Annotated in this window: 2 protein-coding genes; both read left to right on the plus strand. The window is 41.0% G+C overall.

The annotated features are described in order from the left end of the window. Positions 1–18 precede the first annotated feature (18 nt). The gene (locus ABZM97_RS08035) at positions 19–8,766 is read left to right on the plus strand and encodes an SDR family NAD(P)-dependent oxidoreductase (RefSeq protein ID WP_367387376.1); all 8,748 of its coding nucleotides are present in this window, start codon (positions 19–21) and stop codon (positions 8,764–8,766) included. Then, positions 8,759–16,660, plus strand: coding sequence for an SDR family NAD(P)-dependent oxidoreductase (locus ABZM97_RS08040; protein ID WP_367387377.1), 7,902 nt, complete (start codon positions 8,759–8,761; stop codon positions 16,658–16,660). The genes ABZM97_RS08035 and ABZM97_RS08040 overlap by 8 nt, the downstream gene beginning before the upstream one ends.

The raw sequence follows: 16,660 nt of genomic DNA on the forward strand, positions 1-16,660 counted from the left end.
AAGGGGATGATATGTTTTATGAGCGTAACTCGTGATGTAAGAAAAAAAATACTTTCTGACATTAAAAGCGGCCTGATTTCCTTGGAAGAAGGAGTAATACGGATTAAGCAACTTGATTCTGGTATGGCTCAGCGAAGGGAACAGACTGTTTATTATAAGACGGATTGGCAGCCAGCTGATCTCGATTTAGATCCAAAAGACAGCCGAAGAGAGGGCAGTCTTTTATTATTTGATACAAATGAGGATTTGCATAAGGAACTGACTGTACGGCATGATAGAAGTATTATTTTAGTCATGCCTGGGAAAGAATTTCGACGTATTCGGAGTGGTGTGTTTGAAATCAACCCTCGGTCTGAAAAAGATTATACAAGCTTGTTTGCGTTACTGAAAGAAGAGAAAGCAGACATAAGGGAAGCCGTCCATCTATGGTCTGACCAACCGTTTAGCAGTAATGAGAAAGCGATTGAAAGACAATGTGACAGCGGGGTTTATTCTTTATTTTTATTAAACCGGGCTCTCTTCAAGAGTAAAATGCGCAAAAAAGTAAACGTATTGTATGCGTATTTTTCCGAGCGTTTAGGAGAACAGCCCCTTTATGCATCGGCAAGCGGCTTTTTGCGGACTTGGCAGCAGGAGAACCCGCTAATTTCGCCAAAAAGCATTGAATTAGAGCGGTCGGCTTTCGCAAACGGCAGCTTAGGCGATATTTTGATCAATGAACTGAGAGACTTCAGCTCTCCTGAGATCGAAATCCGTTACCAAGGAATGGAGAGATTTGTTAAACGCCTGATAACATATAAACCTGCAAACAAACATACAAGTGAGGAATATATACTGCGGGACAATGGTGTTTATATTATCACAGGAGGGGCGGGCGGATTAGGATTCACCTTTGCTGAATATTTGGCTCAACAAACCAAATGCCAGATTGTCTTAACGGGGAGATCACCTTTTTCAGACAAAATACAAAATAAGATAGCACAATTAGAAGCCTTAGGAGCCTCTTCTATTTATTTACAGGCTGACATTTCAATAAAAGAAGAGGCAGAATATATAATCAATGAAACCAAAAGAGCATATGGAAAGATAAACGGAATCATTCAAAGCGCGGGTATCATCCGCGACTCATTTCTTCATAAAAAAACAATAGAAGAATTCAATCAGGTGATTAAGCCGAAAGTATTGGGCACACTTTGGCTGGATGAAGCCACAAAGCAGGAGCGTCTCGACTTTTTTATTTGTTTTTCCTCTACTTCAGCCGTTTTAGGAAATATTGGACAGGCTGATTATGCATTCGGAAATAGTTATATGGATCATTTGATGAACATGCGTGCCGCTCAGAATCCGGGCAAAATGTTCCTATCTCTGAATTGGCCACTTTGGAAAGAAGTCGGCATGCAAGTAGATGAGCGCACGTTGGAGACGATGAAAAAATCGGGCTTTTATCCCTTGGAGAAAGAGGAGGGGATCAGAGCGTTTTCAGCAGGTTTGTCATCTGGGCTTTCCCAATTCACGGTATTTTGCGGAGATGATCATATAGACAGACATGTACATAAATTGTATGAACGTGATAGCGGTCTGCTTCAAGAAGAAACAACCGTCAGTGAGACGGTAAAGCCTGATAAAAAGCTGAAAGCTGACACTTTGACATTTATAAAAGAAATTATTTCAGCAGAATTCAGAATGCCAGCAGACAAAATAGACGCAGAGGCAGCGCTGGATAAATACGGACTTGACTCAGTCATGATCATCAATATAACCAATGAGCTGGAGAAGCATTTTGGTGCGCTTTCAAAAACCCTGTTATTTGAGTTTCAAACTGCATCCGAATTATCAGCTTATTTCATTGAAAAGCACCATGATGCTCTGGTTCATATGCTGAAATTAGGAGTAAACGACAGCGATAATGTTCAACAGGCGGCGGAAGCTGCTGATCCAGTAGTACCGAGCTTTCAACATAAATCAAAAGGGCTGGCTCATCAGTCAAACCTGAAAATAGCAGAAAAATATCAGGACAATGATATTGCCGTCATTGGAATCAGTGGCCGCTATCCGATGGCAAACGATCTTGACACTCTCTGGAGAAATTTAATGGAAGGGAAAGATTGTATAACTGAAATTCCTAAAGACCGCTGGGATTTTAGCCTGCATTATCAGCCGGAAGCTGATCATGACATAAAAAATCAAAGTAAATGGGGAGGATTTATTGATGACGTGTATCATTTCGATCCGTTGTTCTTCAATATTTCTCCGGCTGAAGCGGAGTTAATAGATCCTCAAGAAAGAATTTTTCTGGAAACAGTGTGGCATACCATAGAAGATGCGGGGTATGCGAAGAAAATGCTTGAAAGGAAAAATGTCGGCGTGTTTGCAGGTGTCATGTACGGGCAATATCAGCTGTACAGTGCTGGAAATCATGAGCAGGCCGTTTCTTCTTCATATGCATCCATCGCGAACAGAGTATCTTACTTTTTTAATTTCAGCGGACCTAGTATTGCTTTGGATACAATGTGTTCCTCGTCTTTGACTGCTGTTCATTTGGCATGTGAGAGTTTAATAACGAATGAATGTGAGCTTGCAATTGCCGGAGGAGTTAATCTTTCCATTCATCCTGATAAATATAAACTCCTCACTCAAGGCGGTTTTTTGTCCAGCGATGGTCGCTGCAGAAGCTTTGGATCTGGGGGAGACGGCTATGTTCCCGGGGAGGGAGCCGGTGCTGTTTTACTGAAGCCTGTAAAAAAAGCAATTGCTGACGGTGATCAAATTTATTCCATCATTAAGGCAACAGCTGTCAACCATGGGGCAAAGACGAATGGATATACTGTGCCTAACCCGACCGCTCAAAGTAAGGTGATTAGCAGAGCCCTGAAAAAAGGAAAGGTTGACCCGGAAAGTATCAGTTATATAGAAGCTCACGGCACAGGCACTGCATTAGGAGATCCGATTGAAATTGCCGGATTGCACAAAGTATTTGCCGATGCAATGACAGACAGAAAGACATGCGCAGTCGGGTCTATTAAATCTAATATCGGACATTTGGAGGCAGCTGCAGGCATAGCTGGAATTACAAAAGTAATATTACAAATGAAACATAAAACAATCGTTCCATCGCTGACTCATTCTTCTAAATTGAATGAGCATATTCAGTTTCAAGAAACGCCTTTCTATGTACCGGAAAGTCCTGAAAAATGGGTGTCTTCCGTTGCAGAGCGTGACGGAAAAAAAATATCAATTCCAAGGCGTGCAGGTATAAGTTCATTCGGAGCCGGAGGGGCAAATGCCCATATCATCTTGGAAGAGTACGTAAATAGTGAGAATGCCGTATTTGAAACAACCGAGCTAGAGCCGCTTTTATTTGTTTTTTCCGCCAAAAATGCTGAAAGACTGGTTGACTATGCAAAGGGTGCAGCGGAGTACATACAGTCAAAAGATTATACTTCAGATGCACTTAGGAATATAGCATATACTTTACAGACAGGCAGAGAAGAAATGGCATACCGATTGGCCGTCATTGCATCTTCAAAAGAGGAATTGATTAAGAAGCTTTTAGATTATTCACAGGGAAAAACATTATCAGAGCAGCTATTTACATCTGAACTTACATCCGTATCAAACACCATTGAATTTGAAAGTCATGAGACAGAAAAAGAAATTGAAAAAGCAATTGCAGAGAGAGATCTTTCAAGGGTTGCTGAGTTTTGGATCAGCGGATACACGATAAACTGGTCGTTCCTCTATGGAAATGACAAACCTAGACGGATTTCTGCACCGACATATCCATTTGCCAAAGAATTATGCAGAATAAGCGCCTCTAAACCTAGAAGCCGCCAAAAGGCAGATGCAATTGATGTTCTGCATCCGCATATTAACTGCAATGTTTCAGATTTTAATGACCAAAAGTTCAATATAAATGTCAAAGGTGATAATTTATACGTAAAAGCAAAACACGATGAAAGGATGTTTCCGTATCTTTTACAAATAGAAATCGCGAGGGCGGCAGGAGAAATAGCTTCAGGGCATCCGATTACTCGATTGACAAATCTTTCTATTTCAAAACCGATCGTACAAAGCGGTCTAAATGACCAAATTCAAATTGTGCTGGCACCGGAAGGCGATACTGCTTCATTTTTTATAAAAGATCAGAATGAATCATCATTTTATTTCTCCGGCAAACTTGTATTAGAGGGGCTTAAGGAAAAGGGACAATTTATCAATATTAAACCGTTTATGTCAGAGTATACTGACTGGATATCAGGAGAAGCGTTTTATCATCGGCTTGCTGAAAACGGCTATGATTGTAGCAGTAAACTTAAAGGCATAGACCGTTGCGTGATACGGGACGGAAAGGCGCTTACAATCTTAAAGGCAAGCGACAAGGCAGAGGGTTATACGCTCGATCCCGCTGTTCTTGAAAGTGCTTATCAGACGATATTATGTCTCTTAGAGAAAAATACGGGGACAGTACCTAAAACAGTAGAAGAGTGTACCATTTTTGATGAAGAGGCCAAAGCTGTATATGCATACGCAGTACCAAGTGAATATGGCAAATCGTCTTATCACGTATTTCTGTTAGACGGTAACGGACGGGTGCTTGTAGAGCTTAAGGGACTGACTGTAAATCCACAGCCGCATACTGAGGTGAATTATTGTTTGCAGAAGTGGGTGCAAAAGAACCTTTCCCCTGTGAAAGTTGGAAATGAAAATGCAGGTACGATCTTGTTGTTTGCAAATGATAAAGAAATTGCTGAGGCGCTAATAGACCAATCTGCCTACCGGATAATTCTTGTAACGCCGTATCAACGACAGCTTATAAAGAATGCTCTGACATTTAGCATAGACCCTAAAATACCGTCAGATTATAATCGTTTGTTTGAAAAATTAGAAAAAAACAAGATGCTCCCAGACATTGTTCTGCATACAGGGGGAGATTTTGATGCAGGCGAACATCCGGTTAGAGGACTGTATTCGGTCTTTCATTTATTAAAGGCGCTGAGTGACCGAAAAAATTTATCTCTTAAACATTTACTGATTACTCAGTCTTATAGAGAAGATATGAGTGATCCTTTTGGTGAGACTTTACCAGGTTATTTGAAAACGATAAACATGGTGCTGCCTTCTGTAGAGCATGCTGTATCAATCAGCTTTTCTGAACATATTTCAGCCGACAAGCAGGCTGAACACTGCCTTCAAGAAATTGTATCTGCAAAAGGCCATATTACTGCTGAAGAAGTCAAATATGTAAAGGATATAAGGTATGTCAAAACCCTGGAAGATAGAGCGCTAACGAATGCAGGCGGCATAATGCTTAAAAATAAAGGGGTTTATATGTTAACAGGCGGTTTAGGCGGTCTTGGAATGACATTTGCTAAATATTTGGCGTCTGAATATAAGGCGAGATTAGTGTTAACGGGAAGGTCAGCGTTAACAGCTGAAAAACAGCATGAAATTGAAAAATTAAAGGCACATGGTGCTGCCGTGCTGTATTTTCAAGCTGATGTAACAGATAAAGATGCGATGAAACAGGTATTAGATGAAACGAAACGGAACTGGGGACCCCTTCAAGGTGTTATTCACGCAGCTGGTCATGCTGATGATCGTCTATTTACGGAAATGAGTCTCGCTGATTTTTCGAAGGGGCTGGCTGCTAAAATTGAAGGGACGATATGTTTAGATCAAATAACGAAAGAAGAACCGCTCGACTTCTTTGTGGTGTTTTCTTCCATCTCTTCGATATTTGGTGACTTTGGACAGGTTAATTATTCGTTAGGTAATTATTTCCAAGATCGATATATCCACTGGCGAAATGAAAAGAGTCTAAAGCATGAGAGACAGGGTAGAAGCATTTCAATTAATTGGCCATTATGGCGAGAAGGCGGCATGCATTTAAGTAAAGAAGCTGAATCTGCATACCTTTTAACTTCGGGGTTCCGCTATTTAGAAACAGAAGACGGAATAACAGCATTTGAGGCAATCTTATCAAATGAAGATCTGCAAATAGCCGTGCTTACTGGTAACAACGGCAGGTTTACAGCAGCTGATGATAAGTCTATTCAAGAATTAACAGCTGAGTTGGATCAAGAAAAAGGTGATTATACACAATTATTTAGACAGGCTCATGTATTAGATGAGTTGAAACGGATGGTGTCTGAATTACTGAAAATTAATATCGATCGCTTGGATATATCAGAGAATTTCGGCAATCTTGGCTTCGATTCCATCAGTTTGAAAACTTTCTCCGTCCAAATAAACCAAAGATATAAGCTGGAATTAACACCGGCGATTTTCTTTACTTATAGTAATATCGAATCGCTTTCTGACTTTATAATTGGTGAACTGCCTGTGGAAGCTAAAGAAAATGTGAAATCTGATATAGATATTCAAGAAAAAAGAGAATCACGGCACACTGAGAAGTTGAAAAAGTCTGAAATCCGCTTTCCGCCTGCAAAAAAGCAAACAGGTCAGTTAAAAAAGCCTCTGCAGAAAGAACCGATTGCAATTATCGGAATGAGCTGCGTTTTTCCCGGAGCAAAAAATTCGGGTGAATTCTGGTCAAACTTGATCAACGAAAAAGATATGATTCAGGAAATTCCGCTCGAGCGGTGGGATTGGAAAAACTATGCAGATAACGAAGCAAACAGCCGTATAAATTCTAAATGGGGCGGTTTTATCACGGATGTTGATAAATTTGATGAATCTTTTTTCAACGTGAATCCTCGAGAAGCTGAACTTATGGACCCGCAGCACAGAATATATTTAGAAGAAACTTGGAAAGCGATAGAAGATGCGGGTTACAAGGCATCAGAACTGTCAGGCAAAAACATCGGAGTGTTCACCGGCATTCAATTTAATGATTATCGCCAACTGTTAATGAAGCATTTAGACAAGGCACATGCATTAGTTGGAACTGGAAACAGCCAGGCGCTCATCAGTAATCGGGTATCTCATTATTTTAATTTCAGAGGTCCAAGTGAATCTATTGATACAGCCTGCTCAAGCAGTCTTGTTGCCATCCATAGAGCAGTGAGTTCGATTCAAGCTGGTGAAAGCGAGCTGGCAGTAGCCGGAGGCGTGTCATTGCTATTAGATCCCGTGACCCACTTATATACAGATAAACTTGGAATTTTGTCCGCAGATGGCAGATGCAAAACGTTTGATAAGCTTGCCAATGGTTATGTTCGAGGTGAAGGTGCAGCTGTGCTGCTGCTAAAGCCTCTGCAAAAAGCTATTGATGACAAGGACAATATTTACGGAGTATTGAAAGGAACCGGTGAAAATCACGGGGGGAGAGCTGCTTCGCTGACCGCCCCAAATCCGGAAGCTCAAGCAGCGCTGTTAACATCAGTTTATCAAAATGCCGGTATTCCTGCTGAAACAGTATCCTATATAGAAGCACATGGAACCGGTACGGAACTTGGAGATCCAATTGAAATCGAGGGCTTAAAAAAAGCTTTTGTATCCCTTAAGTCGGACAGCACAAGAAATACGGACCAATATTGCGGAATCGGTTCTGTGAAAACCAATATCGGACATTTAGAGCCTGCTTCAGGGATGCCGGGTCTGATAAAAGTATTGTTCGCCATGAAGCATAAAATCCTGCCGGCTACCCTGCATGTTAAGGAGTTGAACCCTTACATTCAGTTAACTGGAACGCCATTTTATATTGTGAATAAAACAATAAAGTGGAATAGATTGATAGATTGGGAAGGAAACGAAATTCCCCGTCGAGCGGGAGTCAGCTCATTTGGATTTGGAGGAACTAATGCCCATGTCATTGTAGAAGAATTTGAGGAAAGCCAGGAAAATCAAGTAAATAGGGAACAAGAACATGTAATTGTGCTCTCAGCTAAATCAAAAGAAAGATTAATTGCTTACGCCAAAGATTTTTCAAGCTTTTTAAAAGAGAAGCAGACAACTGGCCGGTACGGAGAGCCTAAGGTGAGAGAGCATAATCTACGAGAAGAAATCAGAATAGAGGCAGCAAAAATCCTAAGTTTAGATGCAGATGAAATAGACATGGAGACACATTTAACAGACTTGGGATTTGATCCGATGACCTTAACTGCATTAAGCTCTTTCATCAGCACAATATCCGGGAAAGAGGTCCCGATTGGCATATTTACAGAGCAACCAACACTCAACGATTTGTTCCATTATATCTGTCATGAATCGAATATGCCTGTTGACAATCAGGTTACATCTCAGCATGGAGATCAAGCAGGGTACAGCCTTGAACAAATAGCTTACACGCTTCAAACCGGCCGTGAATCGTTCGAATCGCGTCTTGCTATTATTTGTTCAAGCTTAGAGGAGCTTTCTGAAAAGATAAACGGTTACCTTCAGGGGGAAGATCTACAAGAGGTTTTTGAAGGAAATGCTAGAGAATTTCATAAAGTGTATTTCCCGATTTTTGATGGACCCGAGGGTCACTCATATATTCAATCGCTAATTCAAAAAAGAAAATTGACAAAACTGGCTCAAATGTGGACGATCGGTTATGAAATCAGTTGGGGAGATCTGTATGAGGGAGAAAATAAACCTATGAGACTTTCCCTTCCAGTCTATCCTTTCAGAAAAAACAGACATTGGATTAAACAAGAATTTACGCCTCAGGCTGAAAGACCTTCAATAATGCCGGCGGTTCACAAATCAAATGAAGAAAGCTCGGATGTTAAAATTATATCGCTTCTTGAAAAAGCACAATCAGGTGAGGTTAATACGAAGGATACAACAGAGCTGATAGAGGAGTTGCTTTTACATGAATGAACAAACTATACAAATTGAACAAATAGTTAGGAAAGTGAAAGAACGAGAGCTGACTCCTGAAGAGGGATTGGGACTAATTAAAGGTTTGGGTAAAACGCATATTTATGAAAAGGAATGGGTAAAATATATCTTTCAACGTACTGGGCAGCCTCGTCAGATGACAGAGCCAATTTTATTTTTGGCCAGTGACGAAAGTTTGTACAGCGTAATGAAGAGACAATTAGAAGGCGCCGCGGCGCCTTTTATTTATGTTTCTCCCGGAGACCGATTCGAAGCTGGCCGAAATGGCTGTTTTAAAATGAATTTTACACAAAAAGAAGATTATGAAGCTTTGTGCCGTGCGCTTGTCTCTCAGAATATAAAGCCTCGGCATATTGTTCATTTCCTCTCGGTCGGGGCATTTCGTGACACGGACAAGACAATGAGAGAGCAGCTCGATAAAAGCCTGTATTCTGTATTTTATTTGCTGCAAGCCATAATGGAGAATAAACTTTGTCCGAAAGCAGAGGTCTTATATTTATATGAAAATGTCCAGGGAGAGGCTCAGCCTATTTATAGAGCGGTTGAGAGTTTCCTCAAGACCGTTCAAGCCGAAAACCCGAATTTTAGGTGTAAGACTGCAGAATTGAAGGCGATGAGTAATGAGCCGTTTACAAAGGAACTTATCGCTGATGTCATTTTTTGTGAATGGAATAATCAATGTGTATCGAGCAGTTTTACATGTTATGACCCAAGACATTATTATATACAGCAAGTTAAAAAAGTGAATAAAGGTGGATCCCCGGAAAATAACTTTAACATCAAAGAGAACGGTGTGTATTTGATTACGGGAGGTGCCGGCGGTCTTGGGTTTCTATTCGCGGAATATTTGGCGAAACGGGCAAAAGTTAATCTTATATTGACTGGCCGTTCACCGAGCTCTATGGAAATAGAGCAAAAAATTAACACGCTGAAAAAGCTCGGGGCTGAAGCTGTTTATATCCCAGCAGATATATCGAAGGAAAAAGAGACCGACATATTAATTGATCAGATCCGGCGGACATTTGGAAGATTAAACGGCATTTTACACAGTGCCGGACTTGTAGATGATGCATTTGTTATTAAAAAGAGGAGAGACAGAATAGAAAAGGTCATCGCACCCAAAGTATTTGGAACCGTTTGGCTTGACAAAGCTGCGAAAGGGGAATCTCTTGATTTCTTCGTCATGTTTTCGTCCCTGTCCTCCATCCTGCCTAATGCGGGCCAAAGCGATTATGCATTTGCAAATGGCTGTATGGACAGTTATACCGATTACAGGATCATGAAGAATCGTCCGGGAAAAACTCTCTCTATTAACTGGCCGTTATGGAGCGCAGGGAATATGTCAGTCGGTCCGAGAGAGTTGCAAGTTTTAAGGGAAACCGGTTTGGATCTTTTATCAGCGGAATCCGGTCTTGCCTTCTTTCAGAATTGTATGAGCAGCAATGCTTCTCAGCTGGCAGTTATTAACGGAAGTGAAGAAAAGATCTTCCAATTGCTTTCGGTTGATAATACAGAGACAGATGTAACATCCGAATCTGATCACGAACTTCCTCAAATTAGTGAAAATCAATTAAAAAAGCAAACGGTCTGTCTATTGAAAGAAATCATCGGAGCTGAGACTGGGAGACCAACTGACAATATTTTGTCCGGGGATACGTTCGACCGCTACGGTATTGATTCCTTAACGATCTTAGGACTAACTTCCAGGCTAGAAAAACACTTTGGCAGTGTATCTAAGACTTTATTTTTTGAATACAGCAGCATCGACCAGTTAGCGGAGTATTTTTTAGAACATCATTATGACAAGTTAGTCAAGGCTTTTTCGCCGCAGTCAGAACAGAGAAGGAACATAACGGCCGAAAAAAAACAACTGAAGCAACGAGGACGCTGCAGATCCTCAGCGGTTACCGAAGAAGATATTGCAATTATCGGCATAGCCGGACGTTATCCGATGGCTGAGAATGTAGAAAAGTTTTGGGATAATATTGCCTCGGGGAAAGATTGTATAACGGAAATCCCAAGCGAACGCTGGGATCATCGAAGATACTTTAATACTGGTGAAAAAGCTCGTCATAAAAGTAAATGGGGAGGTTTTATTAAAGACGCTGATAAGTTCGATCCGCTGTTTTTCTCAATTTCTCCTCATGATGCCGAGTTAATAGATCCGCAAGAACGGTTGTTTTTAGAAACTGCATGGCACACATTTGAGAATGCCGGTTATACAAGGGGAAAATTAAAACGGTATAAGACAGGTGTATTTGTAGGAGTGACATACAGTCACTATCAGCTTTTTACAGCAGGAGCATCTGATGATGACCGTAAGGCACTTTTGTCTTCTTATTCGTCAATCGCTAACCGGGTATCATATTTCTTCGATCTTCACGGTCCAAGTCTTGCTATTGATACAATGTGCTCATCTTCACTATCTGCCGTTCATTTCGCATGTGAAAGCATCAAAAGGGGAGAATCCAGCCTTGCAATTGCCGGGGGAGTAAATTTATCTTTACATCCCGATAAATATACATTGCTTTCTCAAAATCATTTTGTTTCGAGCGATGGACGCTGCAGAAGCTTCGGGGCTGGAGGTGACGGTTATGTACCAGGTGAAGGAGTAGGAGCTATTTTATTAAAATCGCTTTCGAAGGCAGTTGCCGAAGGAGACACTATTTACGGCGTTATTAAGAGTACTTCAGTTAATCACGGAGGAAAAACAAACGGCTACACTGTCCCGAATCCAAATGAACAAGCAAATGTTATCAGCGAAACGCTTGATAAAGCTGGAATTGGTGTAGACAGCATCAGTTATATAGAAGCGCACGGGACAGGTACATCGCTGGGAGACCCCATTGAAATTTCCGGACTGTCTAAGGCTTTCAGCAATCCCAAAAGTAGCTTTCGCTGTGCAATCGGTTCCGTAAAGTCAAATATCGGACATTTAGAGGCTGCTGCTGGGATAGCGTCAATCACTAAAGTGTTGATGCAAATGAAATACAAACAGCTGGCACCTTCCATTCATTCTCATGAGTTAAATCCTAATATTGATTTCGATGAAACACCGTTTTATGTCCAGACTGAACTAAAAAACTGGGAGGTTCCTGAAAGTCATGTTAGAAGGTCAGGCATCAGTTCATTTGGTGCTGGGGGATCTAATGCTCATATCATTATTGAAGAGTATATAGACGAAATAAATACCAATCCTGCAAAGAGCGAAGAAATGCAAATCATTCTTCTGTCCGCTAAAAACGAAGAGCGGCTCCGTATCTTAATTGATTCACTCATAAATGAACTTGATTCGAATACATCACTTACTGATGTGGCATATACATTACAAACGGGACGAGAAGCCATGGAAGAACGGCTGGCTGTAGAAGCACGGGACGTTGGTGAACTTGTCGATAAGCTCACCAAGTATTTACAATCAGATCAGGAAGTACACGGATTATATAGAGGAAATGCCCGTATTAGTTCCGATAATCATAAGACCTTATTAGCATCATCACAATTCCAGAACTTATATGATATAGCGCTTCATTGGGTAAATGGCGGTGAAATTGATTGGGAAGACAAGTACAGAACAGAATCACCGAAAATAATTTCTCTGCCAGCATATCCGTTTGAAAGGAATAGATATTGGGTGCCAAGCTCAAAAATCACACAAACAAATAGATTGACAAGAGTACAATCGGGGTTGCATCCTTTACTAGATCAAAATGTCTCGACCTTGAAGATGCAAAAATTTATTACTGATTTTTCAGAAGCATCTTTTGCATGGCCTGCCTTATGTATCAATCAGCAAAAAAATCTGCCTTTTAGCTCACTAATTGAAATGGCAGCTGCCGGTGGAGCAATGTCTGCCGAACAGAATGTGTGGAGAATGAAAAATATTTGTTTACATGCCCTATTGGAATTAACAGAACAACCCGTGCGAACTGAACTTAGACTATTTGATCAACAAGGTGCGGTATCTTTCGAATTGTCTGAACGGTCAGAACGCGAGGCTGAACAGATCATTTTAAACGGAGAACTGGAATACAAGGAAGCGAATCGTGAAACAGGTGCTCGTTTTAAATGTGCAGCTGACTATAAAGCGAATTGTAAAGAGTCTATGACCGGGTCCGAATGCTATGATCTTCTGGAAACCAATTTGATATATTATGATGCGGATTTGCGCGTTCTCACAGATTTATTTTTGCATAATGATTTCTTGCTTGCCGATGTCGCTATACCGGAAAAAGACTTGTATACAGAATGTATTGTAAATCCTGCTGCAGTTGAAGGAGCCATTCAAGCAGCAGCTGTTTTAGCAGCAAGGCACACTGGTGATCAAGGGTTTTACTTACAGGAGATTGAAGAGATTTGTTTTTATCAATCTGTTCCAAATGAATGTTACGTGTTTGTAGATCTGAACGAATCAAACGTTGAAGAGAGGCAGTTTACAGTTTACTTACTTTCACACGAAGGAGAATGTATGGCGGTCTTCCGGAATATGTTTTTCTCAGGATGGGAGACAGTAGTAGATAAGCCTGATAATATACCGTTTGATTTACTATGTAAATCTTGGGAAGAAAGCCAAGTCTCATCGTCTTTTCTTTCAAAAGGCCAGATCATTATTTTGGCTAACATTGAAAATGAGCAGTTTGCTTCTGAGTTGTTCGCTTCAGATCCTCTCATGGGCTGCACTGTCATTTGCAGGAAAGCTGATAGTCAATTACATCTGAGCGGCGAAGGCTTTAGCTTTGACAATCCTCTGCGTGCAAAGGAGACGGCTTTGGCGATCCTCAAAGAGAACACGGACATCACCGGTATTGTTGACTTGTCTGATTTATGGAGAGAGCCGGTAAAGGCTGCAGCCGACTCTGTTGGGAAACTGACGCTGTTGCAGGAAATAATAAAAGCTCAAAAGCATCTATTTGTTTTACACATTACAGAAGGACTGCAAACGTTTAAGAATAAACAGCCGACCTTAGCCGGGGCGGAAACAGCAGGATTAATTAAGATGTTAAGCGCCGAGTATAAAAAAATTAAAGCGAAAACAATAGATATAGATCAGCATTCAAAAAGTCTGGACGAACTACAACAATTGATCAAAAACGAAGCAGCAGCTGACGATCTTTACAGTGAAATTTGTTATCGTAACGGAGCTCGATATACGCAGTGTGTGAAGAAATTACATCCATCCGAGTTTAGCAGGGAAATCCGCCTGCCTGTATGCCAACCGGATCAAACACTTGTTATTACTGGCGGAACGAGGGGAATCGGCGCAGAGCTTGCCAGACACTATTCTGACAAGGGAGTAAAAAAATTTGTACTAATGGGGCTAACTGAATTGCCTCAGTCTGATGAAAGAGATGACCTGTTAAAACAGACAGATAAAAAATCCACCTTATATTCAAAATTGAAGCTGCTCAAAGAGTTAGAGCAAAAAGGGGTTCAGATAGAAATATATGGAGGTTCGCTTACTGAGAAAGAAAAATTACAGCAGTTCTTTTCAAAAGTGAGAAAGAAGCTCGGGCAAATTGGAGGAGTCATCCATTGTGCGGGGGTAGCCAATCATGTGAATCCGGCTTTCATTCATAAAACCAGTCAAGAAATAAAGGAGGTATTTGAGCCTAAGATACAGGGACTCCAAGTGTTGCATGACATTTTTCTGGAGGACAACCTCAAGTTCTTCATTTTATTTTCTTCAGTCGCAAGCGCATTTCCGTTGTTAGGAGCGGGAACGAGTGAATATGCTGCGGCAAACGCTTTTATGGATTATTTTGCGGCTTATCAGCATGCGTGTGGCCGAACTTATTATAAATCAATAAACTGGCCTAGTTGGAAGGAAATTGGAATGGGCGAGGTGAAAAGCCCTGCATATCAGGCGTTAGGGCTATTGTCACATCGGACTGAAACAGGCATAGGCATGCTCGACCAAATAATGAAAGTGACTGGATATCCATGCCTTATACCGGTTAAGACAAACCATGAGAAATTCTCATTACAGCAGCTGCCTCTCACAAAAATTCAAACCAGTGTTCATGAGCCATCGGTTGTAAACGAACAGTTCTCTGATGATACTGATAACGAAGCGATTATTAGTATTTTAAAAGATATTTTCTCAACAGAGCTTAAAATTCCTTGCGAGAAATTAGATCAAGATACTTCTTTTTCGGAATACGGGGTAGATTCTATTTTGCTGGTTCAGCTTGTAAAAAAAGCAGAAGCTGCTTTCCAAATAAAAATTGAACCGTCAGCCTTTCTGGAATACCCCAACTTCAAACAGCTTGCGTACTATTTAAATCAATTATTTGAAGATGAGGATGTATCCATTCAGCATATTTCTGACGCTCTGGGAAATGAAAGAGAAGTAAAGCTGGAGGACCGCTCATTAAAAAGCAATGGCTTACTAGGCTTTAAAACACGCATGAATAAAAAAACGATTCCGAAACAAAACGAATTTCAAGAGAAGCAAAAAAAATCGAATCAAATCGCAATTATCGGGATAGGCTGTGATTTCCCGGATGCCGAAAATAAAGAGATGTTTTGGCAAAATCTCGAAAAAGGGAAAGATAGTGTCCGCGAAGTTCCAACATCACGCTGGGATATTTCTCAATATTACTCGGATACTTACAAGAAAGGAAAAAGTATCAGTAAGTGGGGCGGATTTCTCGAGGATATTGAACATTTTGATCCAGTGTTTTTCAATATGAGTGAAAGTGAAGCATCTCAGCTTGATCCATTAATTAAAAAATGTCTGGAGGTCAGCGTACAGACACTGAGAGATGGCGGCTACCGAAAAGAAGAGGTGTCAAACAAAGAGGTTGGAGTCTTTATCGGTTCACGGGCAGGGACGTTCATGTCTAGAATAAGTTCACCTTCAAAAAATACGATAGTGGGAATTGGACAAAATTTCATCGGAGCTCATATCTCGCATTTTCTAAATTTAAAAGGACCGAATTTGGTTGTGGACACGGCTTGTTCTTCCTCATTAGTCAGTGTTCACCTTGCTTGTCAAAGCCTGATATCAAAAGAATCGGACATGGCTATAGCAGGAGGGGTTGATATTTTACTTGACCAAAAGCCTTACTTAATGTTAAGTGAAGCCAGAGCGCTTTCACCTGAGGGAAAATGCCGTACATTTGATGAAAAGGCGGATGGATTTGTACCGGGAGAAGGATGCGGCACCGTTCTGCTGAAGAGGCTTGATGAAGCTCTCACTGATGGGGACCGAATTTATGCGGTAATTGATGGATCTGCAGTAAATAACGATGGACAGACGATGGGAATGACAACACCGAATCCGAAAGCGCAAAGTGCAGTGATCAAAAAAGCGTTGAAAAACGGAGGAATCGACGCTTCTTCACTCAGTTATGTCGAGACACATGGTACTGGTACGATGATAGGCGATCCGATTGAATTAAAAGCACTGACTGAAGTGTTCCGGGAAGTAACGGAAGAGAAGCAATTTTGCGGTGTAGGTAGCGTAAAAACGAATTTTGGGCATTTAATGAGTGCGGCTGGAATAGCAAGCGTTATTAAAGTGGCATTATCCATCTGGAGTCAGAAGCTGCCTCCAACATTGCATTGCCAAACGCCGAATCCTAGATTTAAATTTGATCAATCTCCTTTTTTCCCGAACACTGCTTTAAAAGATTGGAATCCTAGAAAAGGAGTGTTAAGGGCTGGAATCAGTTCTTTTGGATTTGGCGGAACAAATGCACACATGTTATTGAGCAACATGCATTTTATAATGGGATATACAGAGCCGAAAAGACAGTCGCTCCCGCCGGCTGTCTTCAATAAAAAACGGTGTTGGATTGATAAGAGACATTCTCATAAAGAGGAAGAAGCAGACATGCTGATACCTTTACTAGAGTTTAAAGAACTATGA

The sequence above is a fragment of the Bacillus vallismortis genome (genome assembly GCF_040784915.1).
Lineage (GTDB): Bacteria > Bacillota > Bacilli > Bacillales > Bacillaceae > Bacillus > Bacillus subtilis_G.

What these genes read in the sequence shown, in the direction of transcription:
- ABZM97_RS08035 (WP_367387376.1), top strand. Translation starts at nt 19, where the DNA reads ATGAGCGTAACTCGTGATGTAAGAAAAAAAATACTTTCTGACATTAAA.
- ABZM97_RS08040 (WP_367387377.1), top strand. Translation starts at nt 8,759, where the DNA reads ATGAATGAACAAACTATACAAATTGAACAAATAGTTAGGAAAGTGAAA.